This window comes from Streptomyces sp. PsTaAH-137 (assembly GCF_003259365.1).
Taxonomy (GTDB): domain Bacteria; phylum Actinomycetota; class Actinomycetes; order Streptomycetales; family Streptomycetaceae; genus Streptomyces.
Genome location: NZ_QLLY01000019.1, coordinates 84,280 through 105,062, shown reverse-complemented (window position 1 = coordinate 105,062; position 20,783 = coordinate 84,280). Strand labels below are relative to the sequence as shown.

The 20,783-nt window shown below is 69.8% G+C and carries 16 protein-coding genes; 13 read left to right on the top strand and 3 right to left on the bottom strand.

What is annotated here, in order from left to right:
* Window positions 1–357 precede the first annotated feature (357 nt).
* The 12 genes from eccB (at window position 358) to K377_RS33250 (ending at window position 16,532) form a co-directional block, all read left to right on the top strand.
* Entirely contained in the window at window positions 358–1,848 is a 1,491-nt protein-coding gene (gene eccB, locus K377_RS33305) for a type VII secretion protein EccB (protein ID WP_111667338.1), read from the top strand.
* Window positions 1,849–1,879: 31 nt separating this feature from the next.
* Window positions 1,880–3,121 (top strand): type VII secretion-associated serine protease mycosin, encoded by a 1,242-nt coding sequence (gene mycP, locus K377_RS33300; protein ID WP_111667337.1) that lies wholly within the window; start codon window positions 1,880–1,882, stop codon window positions 3,119–3,121.
* A gap of 129 nt (window positions 3,122–3,250) precedes the next feature.
* A complete protein-coding gene (locus tag K377_RS33295) occupies window positions 3,251–3,583 on the top strand; it encodes a hypothetical protein (protein WP_111667336.1) in 333 nt (110 codons plus the stop codon).
* 14 nt (window positions 3,584–3,597) lie between these two features.
* Complete coding sequence (locus K377_RS33290; protein WP_146614801.1) at window positions 3,598–5,241, top strand: WXG100 family type VII secretion target; 1,644 nt, start codon at window positions 3,598–3,600, stop codon at window positions 5,239–5,241.
* Between the two features lie 85 nt (window positions 5,242–5,326).
* The gene (locus tag K377_RS33285; RefSeq protein WP_237551750.1) at window positions 5,327–6,736 is read left to right on the top strand and encodes a S8 family serine peptidase; all 1,410 of its coding nucleotides are present in this window, start codon (window positions 5,327–5,329) and stop codon (window positions 6,734–6,736) included.
* A gap of 113 nt (window positions 6,737–6,849) precedes the next feature.
* Window positions 6,850–7,119: a DUF397 domain-containing protein gene (locus K377_RS33280; RefSeq protein ID WP_111667334.1), complete on the top strand. Its 270-nt coding sequence runs from the start codon at window positions 6,850–6,852 to the stop codon at window positions 7,117–7,119.
* Window positions 7,120–7,848: 729 nt separating this feature from the next.
* Window positions 7,849–10,323 (top strand): SCO5717 family growth-regulating ATPase, encoded by a 2,475-nt coding sequence (locus K377_RS33275; protein WP_111667333.1) that lies wholly within the window; start codon window positions 7,849–7,851, stop codon window positions 10,321–10,323.
* 325 nt (window positions 10,324–10,648) lie between these two features.
* Window positions 10,649–12,475, top strand: coding sequence for an ABC transporter substrate-binding protein (locus K377_RS33270; RefSeq protein ID WP_111667332.1), 1,827 nt, complete (start codon window positions 10,649–10,651; stop codon window positions 12,473–12,475).
* A gap of 73 nt (window positions 12,476–12,548) precedes the next feature.
* Window positions 12,549–13,637: an ABC transporter permease gene (locus K377_RS33265; protein ID WP_111667331.1), complete on the top strand. Its 1,089-nt coding sequence runs from the start codon at window positions 12,549–12,551 to the stop codon at window positions 13,635–13,637.
* Window positions 13,634–14,557, top strand: coding sequence for an ABC transporter permease (locus K377_RS33260; RefSeq protein ID WP_111667330.1), 924 nt, complete (start codon window positions 13,634–13,636; stop codon window positions 14,555–14,557). Before K377_RS33265 ends, K377_RS33260 begins: the two co-directional genes overlap by 4 nt.
* Window positions 14,554–15,549 carry an ABC transporter ATP-binding protein gene (locus K377_RS33255; RefSeq protein WP_111667329.1) on the top strand — a complete coding sequence of 332 codons (996 nt, stop codon included), beginning with the start codon at window positions 14,554–14,556 and terminating at the stop codon, window positions 15,547–15,549. The genes K377_RS33260 and K377_RS33255 overlap by 4 nt, the downstream gene beginning before the upstream one ends.
* Window positions 15,546–16,532 carry an ABC transporter ATP-binding protein gene (locus K377_RS33250; RefSeq protein ID WP_111667328.1) on the top strand — a complete coding sequence of 329 codons (987 nt, stop codon included), beginning with the start codon at window positions 15,546–15,548 and terminating at the stop codon, window positions 16,530–16,532. Before K377_RS33255 ends, K377_RS33250 begins: the two co-directional genes overlap by 4 nt.
* Window positions 16,533–16,579: 47 nt before the next feature.
* On the opposite strand, the gene K377_RS33245 is transcribed toward K377_RS33250, so the two are convergent.
* From K377_RS33245 to K377_RS33235, 3 genes are all read right to left on the bottom strand, one after another.
* Window positions 16,580–17,050, bottom strand: a complete 471-nt coding sequence (locus K377_RS33245) for a carboxymuconolactone decarboxylase family protein (protein ID WP_111667327.1) — start codon at window positions 17,048–17,050, stop codon at window positions 16,580–16,582.
* A 103-nt stretch (window positions 17,051–17,153) separates the two neighbouring features.
* Entirely contained in the window at window positions 17,154–18,104 is a 951-nt protein-coding gene (locus tag K377_RS33240) for a bifunctional riboflavin kinase/FAD synthetase (protein ID WP_111667326.1), read from the bottom strand.
* A gap of 143 nt (window positions 18,105–18,247) precedes the next feature.
* Window positions 18,248–19,126 carry a winged helix-turn-helix transcriptional regulator gene (locus tag K377_RS33235; protein WP_111667325.1) on the bottom strand — a complete coding sequence of 293 codons (879 nt, stop codon included), beginning with the start codon at window positions 19,124–19,126 and terminating at the stop codon, window positions 18,248–18,250.
* Window positions 19,127–19,254: 128 nt separating this feature from the next.
* Here K377_RS33235 and K377_RS33230 point away from each other — a divergent pair, with 128 nt between their 5' ends.
* Window positions 19,255–20,520 carry an MFS transporter gene (locus K377_RS33230; protein WP_258395210.1) on the top strand — a complete coding sequence of 422 codons (1,266 nt, stop codon included), beginning with the start codon at window positions 19,255–19,257 and terminating at the stop codon, window positions 20,518–20,520.
* Window positions 20,521–20,783 lie beyond the last annotated feature (263 nt).

Below are 20,783 nucleotides of genomic sequence, written 5' to 3'. Positions count from 1 at the left end.
CGGCCGCCGCGCCGGGCGGGCGGGCGGCCCTGCTGGGGCCTTCCCGTCCCACGGCGCCCGGCCGGGGCCGACCGCCCCTGATTACCGCGCTGTCGGGTCCTGCTGGCGCTGGACATCCCCCGCCCTGCTCCTTCGCTCGCTGCTGTGGTGACCCGCCCGGTCCGGCGGTGGCGCCGGGTCGACAGGCCTCCGGGCCCTGAGTTTCACTGGCGCGTCGAAAATTCATACCCGTACGCCACGGGTCGATCGTCACACGGCATAGTAGAGGCCCATGCGGCGCGTGCGCCGGGGGTGGTCGAGAAGTGGACCCAGCTAGTTACCAGTACGGTCCGGCAAGAACGGGGAGATTACGTAACGATGGCGTCACGTCGTGATGAGCTGAATGCCTACAACTTCTCACGGAAGCGGACAGTTGCCTCTTTCCTGAAGCCGCTTCCCAACGGCTCCGTGGAGTCGGCACCCAAGCCGCTGAAGCACGCGATCTCCGGCATCGTGATGAGCGTCGTGATCCTGGCCGGGTTCGGGGCCTGCGGCATGCTGAGCCCCGTGGCGCCGAAGGGGTGGGACACCCCGGAGGCCGGGATCATCGTGACGGACCCGTCGGCCACTCGGTATGTCGTTCTGAAGTCAGGCAAAAAGGACAAGAGCGGCAAGGAAATTCCTGTTCTGCACCCGGTGCTCAACCTCGCCTCGGCGCGACTTCTGCTGGACCCGAAAAACAGCGGTGAGGGTTCCGTGAAGACCGTCAAGGAGAAATTCCTCGACGACTCGAATATCGCCCAGGGTTCGATGGTCGGAATTCCGTACGCACCCGACCGGCTGCCGAACGAGAAGGACGCGGGCACGCCCAAGGTGTGGGCGCTGTGCCAGCAGACGAGCAGCGGCAGCAGCGACAAGTCCTCGGTGCAGCAGACCGTCTTCGTGCTCGACCAGAAGGACGCGAAGAAGGTCACGGAGCAGGGCTCGGGCAAGCTCGCCGCCGACAAGGCCCTGTACGTCCAGGACAAGAACGGCACGCAGTACATGGTGAGCAGCTCCGGCCGGCTCTACGAGCTCACGGGGAAGACCCCGAACGACCTCGACGCACTCGTACGTACGTTCTTCGGCAGCGACGCCGAGCCGACCACCGTCACGGACGCCTGGCTCAGCACCCTGAAGAAGAGTTCGCAGCCGATCTCGATGCCGTACGTGCCGGGCGACGGCGGCTCCTCCACCGCGGGCGTACCGTCCGAGTTCCGGAAGACCGGCACGCTCCTTCGGACGAACAACGGCCAGCACTACCTGGTCGAGAAGGACCGCGTCATCGCCGTGACGGACTTCCAGACGGCCCTGCTCCAGGAGACGTTGACCAACCGGCAGGCGAGGACGATCCGCGAGATCGACTTCACGAAGAACAAGGGCACCCTCGCGGGCGCCTCCGAGTGGCCCAAGGAGGCCGTCACCGCGGCCAACGCCGGGTCGAACGACACCTCGTGCTCCGTCTACCACGGCGACGAGTCCGGCGCCATGACCACCTGGGCCGGCCCGTCCCTGCCCATCAAGTCGATCGCGGCGAGCGCGTCCTCGTACGTCAGCCCGGGCAGCGGCCTGCTCTACCAGGACGCGGAGGGCAAGTCGAAATCCGGCTTCAACTACCTGGTGACCGACACCGGCCTGCGCTACCACATCCCCGTAGGCAACGACTCCGACGTCAAGTCGGGCAACGACCAGCAAGAGGTCAACCAGGCGCAGGTCCGTCTCGGCTACGAGAAGGCGCAGAAGGTGTACGTGCCCGCCCAGTGGTCCAAGCTCCTGCCGTCCGGCCCGGACCTGACGACCGATGCCGCCAAGCAGACGCAGAACTCCTAGGGGAGCAGACACCGTGGCATTCATGGCATCCATGGCCTCCTTCGCCTCTGCGCGGCGCGCGGCCGCGGCGCTGGCGGCCACCGCCGCACTCGCCGGGCTGACCGCGACTCCCGCCGCCGCCGACGGCACCGATCCTCAACTCGCCAGTACCGACTGCCAGTTCGGCGGCTCCGTCATCAAGGGCACCCCGTGGTCGCTGCAACGGGTCATCACCAAGCAGCTGTGGGAAGACAAGAAACTCAAGGGTGACGGTCAGGTCGTCGCCGTCATCGACACCGGCGTCGCCGAGAGCAACCCGCAGCTGAGGGGCAAGGTCCTCGGCGGGCAGTCGTTCGCCGGCAAGGGCAACAAGGCCACGAACGACGGCGTCGGCCACGGCACGAAGGTGGCCGGGATCATCGTGGCCCAGCCGATCGGCGGCACCGGGTTCCACGGCCTGGCCCCGCACGCCAAGATCCTCCCCCTGCAGACCAGCACGCAGGAGGAGGGCGGCAACCTGGGGACGATGGTCAGCGCCATCAACGCGGCCGTCAAGGCGAAGGTCGACGTCATCAACATCTCCCAGGGCACCACGGCGAACCCGTCGGAACTCGCCACCCTGCAGGCCGCGGTGAACAGCGCCGAGCAGGCGGACATCCTCATCGTGGCCTCGGCGGGCAACAACGGCGCGTCCGGCAAGAAGTCCAACACCTACCCGGCGGCCCTGCCCAACTCCAACGTCCTGTCGGTCGCCGCCTCCGACCGCAACAACGAGCGCGCCACCTTCTCCACCCCGAACGACCAGGTGGACATCGCCGCCCCCGGCGTCGACATGGTCTCGACCGTGCCGGTCAGCGGCCAGTGCGTCGACCAGGGAACGTCGTTCTCGGCCCCGTACGCGGCCGGGGTGGCCGCCCTGCTCAGGCAGAAGCACCCCAAGTGGTCGGCGAAGCAGGTCATCTGGCACCTGGAGGCGACGGCGACCCGCTCGCACCCGAAGCACGACGACAACATCGGTTGGGGCGTCATCGACCCCGTCACGGCGATCAAGGACGAGACCGAGCCGACCCGGCAGATCACCGACGAGGACCTGCAGGCGGCAGCGGTGACGAGCAGGGGCGAGGACGAGAAGATCATCCCCGCGAAGCTGACCCTCGGCGAGACCCCGGCGGAGCGCAACGCCCGGTACGGCACGTACCTGGTGATCGGGGGCGCGCTGCTGCTCGGAGTGATCTCGGCGGGCGCCATGGCCCGCCGAGACTGGCTGCGCAAGCGCGGGGTCGACGTGCTGTGAGCGGTTTGTGAGGAAACTTGTAAGGGGCTAGTAAAGCAGGGCACCCTGTACGTCAAGGCATGCACATGCAGTAGGCGTAAGTGGGCGCCAGGTGTGGGTCGTTGACGTAAACGGGGAGGACAGCCGGAGATGGCTGACGGGTACGAGGTCGATCTCGACGCGCTGGACCAGGTGGTCAAGGAGCTCAATCAGGTCCTGAAGGACATGGCGGCGCCGAAGGACAAAGCGAAGTACGGCACGTACGTGCCGTCCGGTGCGCTGGGGAACGGGTTCTCGGAGGCTCAAGACCTGTACGAAGCGCACGGGAAGATGAAGCAGCGCATCGAAGAAGACATGATCGACAAGATCGAGAAGCTCGTCGATAAGTTCGGCCGTAAGACGGACAAGGCACGGGGCGTGTACCAGGACGCCGAGGCTGAGAACACGATGTCCGACACGGATGTCGCGGACCGGAACGCCTGAGGGGGAGCGAAGAGATGACAGGGAATCTGGCATCGGGCGGAACATCCGGGAAAGAGTGGGACACTCCGTTCAACACCCATGACCTCGACGCTCTCAAAGGCATGGTCGCGGACGTCAAGCCGGGGCTGGTTCGCGACGTTGCGCAAAAGTGGGTCGAGGTTCATGACGATCTGGTCGGTGCGGACGGCGCCAGCGGTCTGAAGAAGCAGTTCGACAACGCAGTGGCCAAGGTCCTGGAGAGCTGGAAGGGCGCCTCTGCCGCAAAGTTCCAGGAAGAGGCTGCCAAAATCAGCCAGGAGATGGCCGCCGGCGGCAATTACGCGCAGTTCGCCTCGGATGCCATGAAGAACTCCGCGGACAACCTCGACAGATTCAAGACCGCGGTCGACGACCTCGATGTCAGCTGGTGGGACCGGGCCTGGGACAGCGTCTCCGATACGTTCAGCAACATGAGCGCCACAGACATCACCACCATGGTCGCTGCCGCAGGCGCGGGTCCGTTCGGAGCGCTCTACGCCGACTATGTGACGTACAAGGCCGTGTCGGCTGCGCGCCAGTCCGGCGGCATGGAAGGGGACATCGCCAGCGGGATGCCGACAGAGACGGTCATCCAAAAGTGGGGCGACAAGATGGGCGCCGACAAGGAGGCAGGTCTCAGGGCAGCCACGTACATGGAGCAGTTGGGGTCGGTGTACAAGGCGAATGCGCAGAAGCTCGAGACTGCGGGCAAGGACGGCTCCTACACGCCACCCAACGTCAAGGTCCCTGACACCACGGGCATCGGGAACGTACCGAGCTCAGGGGGCGTCAACCCGAGCATTCCGGGTGGTAGCGGCATCGGCTCGGGTTCGCTGGGGAACGGTATCGGCGGCTCCGGGCTGGGCGGCATCAAGTCGCCGGACATCTCGACCATGCCGACGCCAGACTCTGGTGTCTCCGGTGTCTCCGGTGTCTCGACGATGCCCGCATCAGGTTCGAACCCCTTCGGCGGCGGAGCCTCTCAGATCAACACGGGCCTCGACAGTGCTGGGACTGGCCTGGGCCCGGGAGGCGGCGCAGGCCTTGGCGGCGGCGCGGGTGCCGGTCTCGGAGCAGGTGGTGGCATCGGCGGTGGAGCCGGTGGTGGCATCGGCGGCGGTGCGGGAGCGGGCCTCGGTGCCGGTGGCATGGCCGGAGGTCTGGCGGGTGGCATGGCCGGAGGTGCGGCCGGGCTCGGTCGGTCCGCGGGCGGAGCCGGTGCGGGACGATCGGCCGGTGCGGCCGGTCGCACGGGTGCCGGACGCGGCATGGGCGGCATGGGCGGCGGCGCAGGAGGCGCAGGCGCCGGTAAGGGCGGCCTCGGCGGAGCGGGCCGGACGGGCGCCTCGGCTCGGGCCAAGGGAGGCGTCGTAGGCGCTCCCAAGGGCAAGACCGGCGGGGCGTTCACCCCGGGTGGTACGGGTCTGCGCAACCGCGGCGGCAGCGCGGGAGCCGGCACCGGCGCCAAGGGCCAGAACGGCCGTAACGGCATGGGACCCGGCGGAGCGGCCGGCGGACGCGGTGCAGGGAAGCAACGTGGCGAGGGCGGAAACAGCAGCCGTCGTCCCGACTACCTGTACGAGGACGAACAGACCTGGACGCCCAAGGAGCGCAAGGTCAACCCTCCCGTCATCGAGTGACCGGCTAGCCTTCGTGAGGCCCGTGACCATTTGGTCGCGGGCCTCACGTCCGACAGCAGCATGGAATCCAGAAAGGTGTCAGAGCATGCGCTTCGCGCAAACGACGCTCCGCGCGATGGGCGGCGCGGCGATGGTGGGAGCCTTGGTGCTCGGCACCGCACCGGCCGCATCGGCGGACGCGACCAGAAATGGCCAGTGGCAGAACAAGGCGTTCGATATCGACGCCGTCCACAAGGTCGCCACAGGTAAAGGCGTCACCGTCGCCGTGCTCGACGACGGCGTGGACGGCACGCACCCCGATCTTTCTGGCAATGTGCTGCCCGGCAAACGCTGCCAGGACGGACGCCCCGCCAATCGCGAGACCCTCGACGATCACGGAACAGGCATGTCCTCGTTGATCGCGGGGCACGGTCACGGATCCGGCAACAGCCAGGGGATGCTGGGACTGGCCCCTGACGCCAAGATCCTCCCTGTGGACATCTATGCCACCGAGGGCGGCGCGGTCGACGAGAAGAAGAAGACTGCCTGCGACTGGAGCGAGGCGATTCACTACGCCGTCGATCAAGGCGCTGACGTCATCAACATCTCTATCTCGCAGGACTACTCCGGAGAATCAGACAAGGAGGCGATCGCTTACGCGGTCGCCCACAACGTCGTTGTGGTTCAGGCTTCCGGAAACGACGGAATCGCGCGCAACAGCGGTCTCGGTTCCCTTCCCGGCGTCGTTCAGGTCGGCGGTTCACTCCAGAACGGCACCCCTTGGGAGGACGAGAACACCTCCAAGACGCTGATGCTCACGGCTCCGGCCAAGAGCATCACGGTCAGCACCGCGAACGGCGATTACCTGGACGCCGGCGGCAACACCGTCAAGGGCGACTACCTCACCACTGACGGCACGTCGATGTCCGCAGCCATCGCCTCTGGCGCTTTCGCCCTCCTCAAGCAGAAGTTCCCGGACGACACCCCCGGCCAGTTGGCCAACCGTGTCATCAAGTCGACCTACATCGCCAAGGGCGTAGACAAGGCAAGCCTCCCGGACGACCGCCACGGCTACGGCGACCTGAGCCCGCTCAAGGCCCTCACCGAGAACATCCCCAAGGGCAGCGAGAACGGCCCCTGGGACCTGTCCTCACTCCCCAAGACGGAGCAGGACAAGAGCGGCGCGGAGTCCTCACCCTCCGGTTCCGGCGCAACGGCCTCCGACAGCAGCGACGACGACAGCTCCAACACCATGCTCTACGTCGGCATCGGCGCCGGTGTCCTCATCGTCATCGTCCTGATCGTCGTCCTCGCCACCCGCAAGAAGAACAACAACGGCGGAGGACCGGGCGGCCCCGGAGGCCCCGGCGGCTGGGGCGGGCCCGGAGCCCCGCAGCAGCCCTACCAGAACCAGCCGTACCAACAGCAGCCGTACGGCCAGCAGCAGCCCTACCCCCAACAGCCGCCCGCGGGCCCGTACGGCGGCCAGCAGCAGGGCGGGCATCAGGGCTACTGACCGTCACGGTCGGTGAACTCCCGTTAAGCTGACCGCGTTTACCGCAAGGCAACGGAAAGGGCTGATGCGGCGTGGGGACGAATGGCGAGGCGCCGAAAGAGACGCCGGAGGAGATGAAGGCCCGCAAGGAGCGCGAGAAGAACGAGCTCTACGCGCTCGACATCTCCGGCGTCGAGTGGCACAGCGCGCCCGGTACCGAGCAGCACGAGGAGCGCGTCGAGATCGCGTATCTGCCGGACGGCGCGGTGGCGATGCGTTCGTCGCTGGAGCCCGAGACCGTGCTGCGGTACACCGAGGCGGAGTGGACTGCGTTCGTGCTGGGTGCGCGCGACGGTGAGTTCGACCTGGAGCCGGCGCCGCACAACGGCGGGCTCGACGCGTAGGCAGCTCCCGCAGGGAAAGCCCATCGAGGGCCGTGGCTCCCGCCGATACGGCGGGAGCCACGGCCCTCGCGCGTCGCCCGAGGTGCCACTTCCCCTCGAATCGTTGCCCTCGGGCAGCTCGACGACGGGAAGTGGGCCGCCGGGCCCAGCTCGCCGGCCATGATGGAGGCTCCCCTTGAATGCCGGATCTCTCAGGAGTAGGGGGGAACTCGAGCTGAAGGTCTCGGCGTACTGGACGCCCTGGTGTCCCGGAGGTTCTGAGTACCCCGCCGTGAGGCATGCCGTGGAGACTCTCGTCGGCGACGGCTGGAGACTCGCACATGGGCGATGACGTACAGCGCCACGCCATTTCTCACTGCCGTCGGGGGCGCCCAGGCGCCGGGGGAAGTCGCCGCGCCGCCGCAGGCATAGATCGCACGGTCCGGAGATTTCGGTCGACGGCGTCCCAGCGACCACAGAGGTGTCCTCGGGAAGCACCCGCACCAAGAACCGCTTCCAGCCGCGTCGTTGCGAGGCCACGTGACGCAGCGGACAGCGGAGAGGAGTGGGCGGGCCTGCCGTGCTGCTGGTTTTCGTGATTAGGCTGGGTCTGGACGTGTCACGTACACCCGTGTGCGGGTGAGGCGTACGCCAGGGGCCGGGGGGACGGTCCCCGGAAGTGATGACCAGACCACGCAAACCGGTCACCCCAGCACGGGACGCGGGTGCTCGACCACACCAGGAGGCATTGTGAACAGCGATCGGGACGGTCTCCACGGGGGCTCGGACTCACCCGTCGACGATCAGTCCGACGCGCAGTCCAGTGTCGAGCGGACCGGCGAGTTCACCATCGACTACGCGCCACCGCCCTGGTACACGCAGAACGCGCCGGAGGCCCCCGCACCGCCCGCACCGCCTTCGTCGGCACCGCCCGCGGCTCCGTCCACCGTTGCCCCGCCGCCGCCTCCGCCGCCACCCGCGCCGGAGCCCACGCCCACGCCGGATGCCGGGGACGGGGATCTGGAGAGCGGTGCGACCATGCGGTTCTCCGGGCCGTTGAAGCGGGAGCCTGAAGAGTCTGCGGCGCCCCCGGAACCGGCGACCGCGGAGCCGTCCGCCCCGCAGGCCGAGCTTTCCTGGGTGGACGCCCACCGGGTGCACGTGGAGTTCGACCGCAGCGGCGGCACCGCGGCGGCCGCCAGCGGTGCTGCTGCCACCGACGATTCCGCTCCCACTCCCGCCCCGGTGCCCGAGGCCGCACCGAGCGCGCCCACGGGCTGGACTCCCCCGCCCGCGCCGGACAGCGCGGTTCCGCCGCTGCCGCCCACGTTCCAGCCGGCCGCGCCGAATCCGGCGCCGCAGTGGACCGACCCCACACCCGCCCCGGCCGCCTGGCCCGTGCAGCCCCCGGCGGCGGCCTCGCAGCCCCAGGACGGCTCCGGCTTCCCGCCAGCCCCAGCCCAGCCGGAACAGCCTCAGCCGACGCCACCCCCTGCCGCGGCGCAGGGCGGATACGGCCCGCCGCAGCCCCCGACCCAGCCCGACCCCAACACCCCTGCCCCGCAGACCGGTTACGGCTTCCCACAGCCCGGCCAACCTCAGCCGCAACCCCCGGCCCAGCCGGAACACCCTCAGCCGACGCCACCCCCTGCCGCGGCGCAGGGCGGATACGGCCCGCCCCCGCCCGCTCAGCCCGCGCCCGACTCCCCCGCACCACAGGCCGGTTACGGCCCGCCGCAGCCCCCGGCCCAGCCCGACCCCAACCCCCCTGCCCCGCAAGCCGGTTACGGCCCGCCGCAGCCCCCGGCCCAGCCCGACCCCACCCCCCCTACCCCGCAGAGCGGCTACGGCTTCCCCCAACCCGGTCAGCCCCAACCGAGCTACGGCTTCCCCCAGCCCCCGGCCCAGCCGCACCCCCATCCCCAGCCGGGCTACGGCTTCCCTCCCCCGCAACCCGCTCCGAACCAGCCCTTCCCCCCACAGACCGGCCCGCCGCCGACCCCGCCGCACGCCAACCCCGGCCCGCCCGTACAAAGCACACCGGGCGCACCCGGCACACAACCGCCCCACCCCGCCGTAGACCCCCGCACCGGCGCCGCCTGGCCGCAGCCGGTGCAGCACGATCAGCGGCAGCCCACGAGCGTCGGCGGTGCCCCGCTCGGCTACACGGCCGCCGTCGAGCTGTCGGCCGACCGGCTGCTCAACAACAAGCGGCAGAAGGCCAAGAGCAAGGCGCCCAGCGCGTCCGGCAGCCGTTTCAAGATCGGGGCGAAGAAGGAGGAGGCCGAGCGGCAGCGCAAGCTCCAGCTGATCCGTACGCCGGTCATGTCCTGCTACCGGATCGCCGTGATCAGCCTCAAGGGCGGCGTCGGCAAGACGACGACGACCACGGCGCTGGGCTCGACCCTCGCGGCCGAGCGGCAGGACAAGATCCTCGCGATCGACGCCAACCCGGACGCCGGCACGCTCGGCCGCCGTGTGCGCCGGGAGACCGGGGCGACCATCCGCGACCTGGTGCAGGCGATCCCGAATCTCCACTCGTACATGGACATCCGGCAGTTCACCTCGCAGGCGCCCTCCGGCCTGGAGATCATCGCCAACGACGTGGACCCGGCCGTCTCGACGACGTTCCAGGACGAGGACTACCGCCGCGCCATCGACGTGCTCGGCAAGCAGTACCCGATCATCCTGACCGACTCCGGCACCGGCCTGCTCTACTCCGCGATGCGCGGAGTGCTCGACCTCGCCGACCAGTTGATCATCATCTCGACCCCGTCGGTCGACGGCGCCTCAAGCGCCAGCACCACCCTCGACTGGCTGTCGGCGCACGGCTATTCGGAACTGGTGGCGCGCTCCCTCACCGTCATCTCCGGAGTGCGCGAGACCGGCAAGATGATCAAGGTGGAGGACATCGTCGGCCACTTCGAGACGCGCTGCCGCGGTGTCGTCGTGATCCCGTTCGACGAGCACCTGGCGGCCGGCGCCGAGGTCGACCTCGACATGATGCGGCCCAAGGTGCGGGAGGCGTACTTCGAACTCTCGGCGCTGGTCGCCGAGGGCTTCGCGCGGGGCCAGCAGCAGGCCAACCCCTGGGCCCAGCAGCCACCACAGGCCCAACCCCATCCGCAGCCCCAACAGCCGCATCCTCAGCCCCACCCCCAGCAGGGCCAGCCCCCCGCACCCCCCGTCCAGTGGTCCCCGCAGCCACCCCCGCCCCACCAGTAGCAACGATTTCGCCAACTCGGTGAAAGGCCCGCACCGTTACCGGTGCGGGCCTTTCACGTACATCACGCACATACGTCCGCTACGTCGCCACCCGCTGGCCTGCAAAGCATCAGAGGTCTTGACCAATGTGCGTGAAATGCAGGTCAACTCGTTATTTCCGCAGGCCACATGGGGTTCACCTGCCGTTGACGCACGTCAAGAGCCGCTGATAGACACTCACTTCATTCAGCCTGCTGTGAGATTCACGACGCGAGGTGTCCGCCCCATGGCCACGAAAGCTCAGCGAGATACGCACGATCAGCACGACAGAACGAACCACCGCGGCATGCGGGTTCTCCTCGCGGCCGGCGCCGCGGCCTTCAGCCTGACCGCGGCCCTCGCCACGCCGCTCAACCCCGCGCCCCACGAGGCGAAGGCGGCCGACGACGGCGGCAAGAAGGTCCTCACCGTCGCGCTCGCGCAGAGCGTCGACTCGCTGAGCCCGTTCCTGGCGACCCGGCTGGTCAGCACCAGCATCCTGCGCCTGATGTACGACTACCCCACCAACTACGACCCGAAGGACAACCACGTAGTCCCGGGTTTCGCGACCAAGTGGGAGCCGTCGTCCGACAAGCTCACCTGGACGTACACCATCCGCTCCGACTCCAAGTGGTCGGACGGTGAGAAGGCCACCGCGCACGACGCGGCCTTCACGTTCAACAAGATGATGACGGACGACGCGGCGGCCACCGCCAATGGTTCGTTCGTCGGCAACTTCGAGAAGGTCACCGCGCCCAGCGACACCGAGCTCGTCATCAAGCTGAAGAAGCCGCAGGCGACGATGACCTCGCTCGACGTCCCGATCGTGCCCGAGCACGTGTGGAAGGACGTCAAGGACTACTCGAAGTTCAACAACGACCAGAAGTTCCCGATCGTGGGCAACGGGCCGTTCATCCTCACGGACTACAAGACCGACCAGTACGTGAAGCTGAAGCGGAACCCCGACTTCTGGCGCAAGTCGAAGAAGACGCAGTTCGACGAGATCGTCTTCAAGACGTACAAGGACCAGGACGCCGCGGTCGCCGCCCTGCGCAAGGGCGAGGTCTCCTTCGTCGCCGGTTCGCCCGCCCTGACCCCGGCCCAGGCCGCCTCGCTCAAGGGCGAGAAGAACATCAAGGTCAACGAGGGTCCCGGCCGCCGCTTCTACGCGATCGCCACCAACCCCGGCGCCCGCACCAAGGACGGCAAGAAGTTCGGCGACGGCAACAAGGCGCTGCTCGACCAGAAGGTCCGCCAGGCGCTGTTCCGCTCGGTCGACACCAAGACCATCGTCGACAAGGTCTTCCGGGGCCACGCCGTGCAGGGCGAGGGGTACATCCCGCCGCGCTTCAAGGACTACTTCTGGACGCCCGAGGACAGCCAGAAGCTGGCCTACGACCCCGACGCGGCGGGCAAGCTCCTCGACGAGGCCGGCTACAAGCTGAAGGACGGCAAGCGCGTCGGCAAGGACGGCAAGGCGCTGAACCTGCGCATCCTGTGCCACGCCACCGACCCGAACGACAAGGCGGTCGGCAAGTACCTCAAGGAGTGGTGGGGCAAGATCGGCATCGGCCTGAAGGTCGACTGCCTCGACGACGTCTCCGTCCCCTGGTACGCCGGTGAGTACGACCTCGCGTTCGACGGCTGGTCGGTCAACCCCGACCCGGACTTCGTGCTCGGCATCCACACCTGCGCGGCCCTGCCCGCGAAGGCGAAGGAGAGCGCGGCGACCGACAACTTCATCTGCGACAAGAAGTTCGACGACCTGTACGGCAAGCAGCTCGCCGAGTACGACCCGGCCAAGCGCGCGGACTACGTCAAGCAGATGGAGTCGTGGCTGTACGACTCGGGGTACATGAACGTCATGGCGTATCCGAACGCCGTCGAGGCCTACCGCACCGACCAGATCAAGTCCATCGAGACCATGCCGACCGCCGCGGGCAACATCTACGGCCAGGACGGCTACTGGAGCTGGTGGTCGGCCGAGCCGGTGTCCTCCTCCGACAGCGGGAGTTCGGACTCGTCCAGCACGACCGGAGTGGTGATCGGCATCGTGGTCGCCGCCCTGGTGGTCATCGGCGGCGGGATCCTCTTCACCAGGCGCCGCCGCACGACGGCCGACGAGCGCGAGTAACCGGCGCAGGTTCGGACCTCAACACCCGCACGAGCAACGAGAGTTCGCATGACCAGCAGAGAACACGTGAACCATGACAGCTGACAGCACTCCGGCGCTCGTGCAGCCCGCGGACGGTCCCGACGACGACCCGGCCACCCCGGCCGGGCCGCTGTCGGCCGCCCGCGGCCCCCGGGCCCGCACCACCACGGAATACCTGAAGTACGCGGGGGCGAAGATCGCGGGGGCCGTGGTCTCCCTCTTCGCCGTCCTCGTCACCAGCTTCTTCCTCTTCCGCCTCATCCCGAGCGACCCGGTCAAGCAGATGACCGGCGGCCGCAAGGTCTCCACCGAGCAACTCGCCAACCTGCGCCACCAGTACGGCCTCGACCAGCCGATGTGGAAGCAGTTCACGAGCTACGTCGGGGACGCGCTGACCGGCGACTTCGGGATCTCGTTCCAGTACCACACACCCGTCATCGACAAGATCATGGACGCGCTGCCGGCGACGCTGCTGCTGACCGGCACGGCGTACGTCCTTTACTCGGCGCTCGGCATCTGGCTGGGCACCCGCACGGCGTGGCGCAACGGATCGCGCAGCGACCGCTTCAACACCGCGTTCGCCCTGACCCTGTACTCGGTCCCGTCGTTCTGGCTGGGCCTGCTCCTCATCATCGTCTTCGCCGTCGGCATCGGCCCGATCCCCGGCATGTTCCCCACCGGCGGCCTCGAATCGGGCGGCGAGACCGGCTTCGCGTACATCATCGACGTCGCCCATCACCTCGTCCTGCCGGTGATCACGCTGGTCGCGGTCGGTTACGCGCAGACGCTGCTCGTCATGCGCTCCTCGCTGCTCGACGAGATGGGCAGCGACTATCTGACGACCGCGCGCGCCAAGGGACTCCGGGACGACGCGGTGCGCCGCAGGCACGCGGTGCCGAACGCCATGCTGCCCACGTTCACGCTGATGTTCGTGAACCTCGGGCATGTGGTCGCCGGACAGATCCTGGTCGAGACGGTGTTCTCCTGGCCGGGCCTCGGCGGGCTCTTCTACTCGGCCCTGTCCGTGCCCGATCTGCCGCTCGTGCAGGGCCTGTTCTTCGTCTTCGCGACCGCCGTGATCCTGGCGAACACCCTCGCCGACATTCTCTATCCGCTGCTCGACCCGAGGGTGGGCCGATGACCACGCAGACCGCCTCCACCGGCCCAGCCGCCGATCCGCGCGCGCTGGCCCGCGCCCGCAAGCGCCAGTCGCTGGCCCGCTTCTGGACCTCGTACCGCTCTCACCGGAGCGGGCTGTGGGGCCTGGGCCTGCTCATCCTGATCGCGCTCATCGCGATCTTCGCGCCGCTCCTGGTCGGCGCGGACTCGCAGTCCGTGACCGATGCCGACGGCGCTCCGCTGGCCGGGCCGAGCGGTGAGTTCCCGCTCGGCACCGACCAGTTCGGGCGCAGCGTGCTCGCGCTGCTCGTGTACGGGGCGCGCGTGTCGCTCACCGTGGGGCTGCTCGCCGCGTTCCTGTGCGTGGCGATCGGCACGGTCGTCGGGATCGTCGCCGGGCACTTCCACGGCTGGTACTCCACGGTCCTGATGCGGGTCACCGACTGGTTCCTGGTGATGCCGACGCTGGTCCTCGCGATCGCGCTGGCGACGGTGATGGACCGGTCCATGTGGACCGTCATCATCGCGATCGGCGTGACGACCTGGCCGACCACGGCCCGCCTGGTGCGCGCCCAGACCCTCGCGGTCGAGTCGCGCCCGTACATCGAGCGGGCCCGCGCGCTGGGCGGCGGCCACGGTCACATCATGCTGCGGCACGTGCTGCCGAACGTGATGCCGCTGGTCCTCGCCCAGACCACGATGATCATCTCCTCGGCGATCCTGACCGAGGCGACGCTCGCCTTCCTCGGCCTGTCCGATCCGACGATCACCTCCTGGGGCGGCATGCTCCAGGACGCCCGCGAGGCGGGCGCGGTCAGCGCGGGCGACTGGTGGTACCTGGCACCGCCCGGCATCGCCATCGCCATCGTGGCGCTCTCCTTCACCCTGTGCGGCCGCGCGGTCGAATCCGTCCTCAACCCGAAGCTGGGGGTGCGCTCATGACGCTGCTCGAAGTACGCGACCTCCACGTGACGTACGCGGGCGGGAGCCAGGCCGTCCGCGGGGTGAACCTCTCCCTGGAGGCGGGCCAGAAGCTGGGCATCGCCGGTGAGTCCGGCTGCGGCAAGTCGACGCTGGCGCTGGCCCTGCTGCGGCTGCTGCCCGCGAGCGCGAAGGTCACCGGCGAGATCCTGCTGAACGGCGAGGACGTCCTCGCCATGAAGTGGGGCCGGCTGCGCGCGGTCCGCTGGGCCGGCGCGTCGATCGTCTTTCAGGGCGCGATGCACTCCCTGAACGCCGTGCACCGCATCGGCGACCAGATCGCCGAGCCCATCCTGCTGCACCGGAGGACGACGCCGGACGAGGCGAGGAAGAAGGTCGCCGAACTCCTGGAGCACGTGGGACTGCCCGCGGCGCGCGCGGCGGCGTATCCGCACGAGCTGTCCGGCGGTCAGCGCCAGCGCGTGATGATCGCGATGGCGCTCGCCTGCGACCCGGAACTGATCATCGCGGACGAGCCGACGACCGCGCTCGACGTGATGATCCAGGCCCAGATCCTGCGCCTGATCGAGCAGTTGGTGGCGGAGCAGGACCTCGGCCTCGTCATGATCAGCCACGACCTGGCGGTCCTCTCCGACACCTGCGACCGGCTCGCCGTGATGTACGCGGGCCGCGTCGTCGAGGAGGGTCCGGCCGGCGAGGTCTACGAGAACGCGGTGCACCCCTACGGCAGGGCGCTGTCGGCGGCGTTCCCGACGATCGGCGACCCGGCGTCGCGGTTCGCCCCGCGCGGGCTGCCCGGCGATCCGCCGGACCCGGCGGCGCTGCCGTCCGGCTGCACGTTCCACCCGCGCTGCCCGGTCGCGCTCGACGGGTGCGCGAGCGAGGACCAGGTGCTGCGGGAGGCGGGCCCGGGGCGGCGCGCGGCATGCGTGCACGTGGGATCGGGCGACTCGTCCGCACAGGGCGTCGAAGCAGGGAGCAAGACCGTATGACCGAGTCTCTGTTGAGTGCCGAGCAGCTCCGGGTGACGTTCCCCGGCCGGCGCGGCGCCCCCGCGGCGCGGGCCGTGGACGGCGTCGACCTGGACATCGCGCCGGGCGAGATCGTCGCCCTGGTCGGCGAGTCCGGCTGCGGCAAGACGAGCCTGGCGCGCACCCTCCTCGGCCTGGAGAAGCCGACGGCGGGGCAGGTCACGTTCGCGGGCAGGCCGCTGGACTACGCGTCGCGCGCGCTGAAGGCGTACCGCAAGCGGGTCCAGCTTGTCCTCCAGGACCCCAGCGGCTCGCTCAACCCGCGGCACACGGTGTACGAGGCCGTGGCCGAGGGGCTGCGCATCCACGGGCACGCGGGCGACGAGCGCGCGGCGGTGACCGACGCCCTGTCGCGGGCGGGTCTGCGTCCGCCGGAGCGGTTCTTCCTGCGCTATCCGCACGAGCTGTCGGGCGGTCAGCGTCAGCGTGTGGTGATCGCGGGCGCGCTGGTCCTGGAGCCCGAACTCATCGTCGCGGACGAGCCGGTGGCGTCGCTGGACGCGTCGGTGCGCGGCGAGATCCTCGCCCTGATCCTCAAGCTCCGTGAGGAGCTGGGGCTTTCGGCGCTGGTCGTCACGCACGACCTGGGTCTTGCCTGGAACATCGCGGACCGGGTCGCGGTGATGTATCTCGGCCGGATCGTCGAGACGGGCCGCGTCGAGGATGTGCTGACGTCACCTCAGCACCCGTACACCCAGGCGCTGTTGTCGGTGCTTCCGGAGGCGCCGGGCGAGCCGGTGGTGCTGACGGGCGAGGCGCCGGATCCGTCGCGGATCCCGGGCGGCTGCCGCTTCCACGCGCGCTGCCAGATCCTGGCGGGCGGCGAGGCCGAGCGGGCCGGTGTCGCGGACAAGTGCCGCACCGAGGATCTGCCGGTGCTGTCCGGCGGCGGCGCGTCGCAGGTGGCGTGCCACTGGGCGGCGGCCAAGGTGGCGGCGGAGTAACCACGGTCGGGCCCGGTTCGGTGGAGCCGGGCCCGTCGGCGGATGTCTCAGCTGTACATGCCGGGCTCGTAGTCGCCGGCGGGCTGCTGGGTCATCACGTTGATCCTGTTGAAGCTGTTGATGATGGCGATCGTCGCGACGAGCGCGCCGAGCTGGCTCTCGTCGTAGTGCTTGGCCGCGGCGGCCCACACCTCGTCCGAGACGCCCGTGCCGTCGGCGATCCGGGTGCCGGCCTCGGTCAGGGCGAGGGCGGCCTTCTCGGCCTCGGTGAAGACCTTGGCCTCGCGCCAGCCCGCGACGAGGTTGATCCGGACCGAGGTCTCACCGGCCGCGGCGGCGTCCTTGGTGTGCATGTCGAGGCAGCCGGCGCAGCCGTTGATCTGGCTGGCCCGGATCAGCATGAGCTGGTGCGTGGCGGCGGGCACTCCGGCGTTCTCGACGGCCTTGGCCGCGGCGACGATGTGCTTGAGCGCCTTGCCGAGGGCCGGGTTGGCGAAGAGGTTGAGGCGGGGTTCCATGGTGGGCTCCTCAGTGCGTCGTACGTGCTGACACACCTATGACGGAGCCGCTCACGGAGATGTGACAGGGCCGGAAGTGACCTGCGTCACTCCCGGCCGGGGGTCACGCCTCGCACGCCTCGATGAGTTCCCGGGACCGCTTCACGTCGTTCGCGATGGCCTCGACCAGCTGCTCCAGCGAGTCGAACTTCGACATCCCGCGCACGAAGGCGAGGAAGTCCACGGCGACGTGCAGCCCGTACAGGTCGAGCCCGACCCGGTCGATGGCGTAGGCCTCGACGGTCCGCTCGGTGCCGTCGAACTGCGGGTTCGTGCCGACGGAGATCGCGGCGGGCATCGCCTCGCCGTTCACGTGCAGCCAGCCCGCGTAGACGCCGTCGGCGGGGATCGCGGTGTGCGGCAGCGTCTCGACGTTGGCGGTCGGGAAGCCCAGCTCACGGCCGCGCTGCGCGCCGCGCACGACGACGCCCTCGACGCGGTGCGGCCGTCCGAGGATCTCGGCGGCGCCCTCCACATCGCCCTCGGCGACGAGGGTGCGGGTCAGCGTGGAGGAGAAGGGGGCGCCGCCCCCGGCGTTCCCGCTGACCTTCAGGTCGATGACCTCGACCTCGAAGTCGTACGTGGCGCCCTGCTCGGCGAGGAACTCCACATTGCCCGCCGCCTTGTGCCCGAACCGGAAGTTGGGGCCCTCCACGACCAGGCGCGCGTGCAGCTTGTCGACGAGCACCTTGGCCACGAAGTCGGCCGGGGACAGCTTCGAGAACTCGGTGGTGAACGGCAGGATCAGCACCGCGTCGACGCCGAGGGCGGCCATCAGTTCGGCGCGCCGGTGGTGGGGCGCGAGCAGCGGCGGGTGCGAGCCGGGCCGCACGACCTCGCTGGGGTGCGGGTCGAAGGTGACGACGACCGCGGGGACGCCCAGCTCACGGGCGCGCTCCACGGCGCGGCCGACGATCAGCTGGTGTCCGCGGTGCACGCCGTCGTAGGAGCCGATGGTGACGACGCTGCGCCCCCAGTCCTGGGGGATGTCCTCCAAGCCACGCCAGCGCTGCACGGTGATTGCTCCTCGCAAACCTGTGTACGACGGTTCATCTCTGTGTCCGCGTATCTCCGCAACCCATCACTGATTACCGAATACGCAGGTCTAAGAGTGCCATGCCGAGGGTCCGCGCCTCTCCCCGGCCCACCCGGTGCAGGTCACCCGGTCAGTGCGCGCACCACGGCCAGCGCCTCGGCCACCGCCTCCGGGATGTCCGTCACGGGGAAGCGCACGTGCCGCACCGTCCGGTCCCGGTCCACGACGAGGACGGCCCGCTTCAGGCGCAGCGCCTGACCGGCGCGGAACACGGGCAGCCGCAGGGCGGCGGCCAGGCGCAGGTCGACGTCCGAGAGCAGGTCGAAGGGGATGCCCTCCTCGACGGCGAACACGCGCTGTTCGTCCGGGCGCTGGGTGCTGACGCCGCGCACCTCGGCGCCCGCCGCCCGGAAGTCGTCGTACGCGTCCCGGAACAGCCGGTTCTCCAGCGTGCAGCCGACGGTGCCGGGGATGTCGCCCCAGCCCTCCGGCAGCGGGCTCGGGCGGCCGGTCGCCGGGTAGCAGAACAGGACGGTGGCCGGGGCGTCGGCGACCGGGTCGAGGGGCGCGCCGTCCCGGTGGCGCGGCAGTTCGAGGCGCGGCAGGCGCTCGCCGCCGAGGCCCGCCGTCCGCCGCGCCTGCTCGCTCTCCTCGTCGGCGGTGCCGCTGAGCGAGCCGTCGCCGAAGACCCAGCGGTCCGCCCAGTCCTGCATGGACAGCAGGACGGGCAGCAGCCCGCGGCCGCTCGGGGTGAGCCGGTACTCGTGGCGCACGGGGTTGCTCTGGTACGGCACCTTCTCCAGGATCTCGGCGTCCACCAGGTGCCCGAGGCGCTCGGTGAGCACCTTGCGGGAGATGCCCAGCTCTTCCTGGAGCGCGTCGAAGCGGTGGTGGCCGCGGGCCGTCTCGCGGATCAGGAGCAGGCTCCACCAGTCGCCGACCACGGCCGCGGCCTGCGCGATCGCACAGGCCGCGTCCCGCTCCGGCACCGACCTGACCATGACTGCCCCGCCTTCCTCCCGCACCGCCTTCTTCTGGAGAACCATCTTGCGCCATCGGGTCAGTTCCCGATAGGAACTCACTTGGAACGAGTGAGTTCCGAAAAGGAACCCAGTGGGGGAGACCACCTGTGGCCGTATCGCGAACAGCGGCGGAGCCCGACAAGAACGACACGTCCGTACGGGAGGACAGCGCGCCCCCGGGCGTCTTCTGGCGGTACTGGACGGCCGCCACGATCAGCAACGCGGGCACCGCCGTGACCGCGCTCGCCCTGCCGCTGATCGCCCTGACCGTGCTGGACGCCACCGCCTTCGAGTCCGCGCTGCTCGCCGCCGCCGGGCAGATCTCCTGGCTGCTGCTCAGCCTCCCGGCCGGGGTCGTCGCGCAACGGGTGCCGCTGCGCCGGCTCCAGGTCGGGCTCGACCTCGTCCGGTTCGCCGCGCTCGGCTCGCTGCCGCTCGCGTGGTGGCTCGGCGCGCTGACGTACCCGCATCTGCTGCTCGCCGCGCTGGTCACGGGCGCGGCCACGGTCCTCTTCGACATCGGCAACTCGACGTTCCTGCCGGCCGTCGTACCGGCCCGGCAGCTCGCCGCCCGCAACAGCGTGGTGTCCGGGACGCACGCCGTCACCGAGACCGGCGGGCCGTCGCTCGGCGGGGTCCTGGTGAGCGCGACCGGGCCGGTCGGCGCGCTGGTCGTGGACGCGGCCAGCTATCTCGCCTCGGCCGTACTGCTGCGCACCCTGCCCGAACGCCGTCCCGCCCCGGCCACGGGGCAGAGCGCGCTGCGGCTGATGCGCGAGGGCTGGCGGTACGTGACCCGGCACCCGGTCATGCTGCCCTGCACCGTCTGGGCGACCGCCGCCAACTTCCTGAACGCGGCCCTGGTCGCCCTCACCCCGCTCTACCTGGTCCGCGAGGCCGGCCTGAACTCCGTACAGCTGGGGCTCGTCCTCGCCATGGACGGGGTCGGCGCGCTCGTCGGGGCCACCGTCGCGGTCCGGGTCACCCGGCGCCTCGGCACCGCACGCGGGATCATCGTGGCCGACCTCGCGGGTGGCGCGCTGCTGCTCCTGGCCCCTCTCACCACGTCCGCCGGGGATGCCTACTGGTTCGCCCTCGGCAACGCCGGGTTCGCCTTCGGCAGCGTCATCGGCTCCATCACCACCCGCACCTACCGCCAGACCCAGTCACCGCCCGAGCTGCTGTCCCGGGTGATGGCGACGGTCCGCTTCGTGTCGTGGGGCGCGTTGCCGCTGGGCGCGCTGTGCGCCGGGGTGCTGGCCACGTACGCGGGCACGCACGCGGCCCTCTGGACGATCTGCGCGGCGTCCCTCGTCCCCGCGCTCTACCTCCTGACGTCCCCGGTGGGCCACCACCGCAACCTCCAGCCCTGACTCCCGCATCCCCCATCCATCGGGTGCACCACCGTCGTGGCTGGTCGCGCAGTTCCCCGCGCCCCTGAGATGCGCACTTCGTGCGCCATCTCATCAGAGAAGCGCACCACCGCCGCCCTCATCGGAGAGGCGCGCCACCACTCCCCCCGGAGGCGCGCGGAGCGCAGCCTCAGGGGAAGGCTGCGCGCAGCGCACGCCTTCAGGGGCGCGGGGAACTGCGCGAGAAGCGGCCACCGGCCCGCGGACGAAGAACCGACCCAGGA

Bases quoted from the DNA above. Each gene is read 5' to 3' on its own strand.
- K377_RS33280 (WP_111667334.1), top strand. From the start codon at position 6,850: ATGAAGGCCCGCAAGGAGCGCGAGAAGAACGAGCTCTACGCGCTCGAC.
- K377_RS33285 (WP_237551750.1), top strand. From the start codon at position 5,327: ATGCGCTTCGCGCAAACGACGCTCCGCGCGATGGGCGGCGCGGCGATG.
- K377_RS33250 (WP_111667328.1), top strand. From the start codon at position 15,546: ATGACCGAGTCTCTGTTGAGTGCCGAGCAGCTCCGGGTGACGTTCCCC.
- mycP (WP_111667337.1), top strand. From the start codon at position 1,880: ATGGCCTCCTTCGCCTCTGCGCGGCGCGCGGCCGCGGCGCTGGCGGCC.
- K377_RS33295 (WP_111667336.1), top strand. From the start codon at position 3,251: ATGGCTGACGGGTACGAGGTCGATCTCGACGCGCTGGACCAGGTGGTC.
- eccB (WP_111667338.1), top strand. From the start codon at position 358: ATGGCGTCACGTCGTGATGAGCTGAATGCCTACAACTTCTCACGGAAG.
- K377_RS33235 (WP_111667325.1), bottom strand. From the start codon at position 19,126: ATGGTCAGGTCGGTGCCGGAGCGGGACGCGGCCTGTGCGATCGCGCAG.
- K377_RS33245 (WP_111667327.1), bottom strand. From the start codon at position 17,050: ATGGAACCCCGCCTCAACCTCTTCGCCAACCCGGCCCTCGGCAAGGCG.
- K377_RS33255 (WP_111667329.1), top strand. From the start codon at position 14,554: ATGACGCTGCTCGAAGTACGCGACCTCCACGTGACGTACGCGGGCGGG.
- K377_RS33265 (WP_111667331.1), top strand. From the start codon at position 12,549: ATGACAGCTGACAGCACTCCGGCGCTCGTGCAGCCCGCGGACGGTCCC.
- K377_RS33270 (WP_111667332.1), top strand. From the start codon at position 10,649: ATGCGGGTTCTCCTCGCGGCCGGCGCCGCGGCCTTCAGCCTGACCGCG.
- K377_RS33260 (WP_111667330.1), top strand. From the start codon at position 13,634: ATGACCACGCAGACCGCCTCCACCGGCCCAGCCGCCGATCCGCGCGCG.
- K377_RS33290 (WP_146614801.1), top strand. From the start codon at position 3,598: ATGACAGGGAATCTGGCATCGGGCGGAACATCCGGGAAAGAGTGGGAC.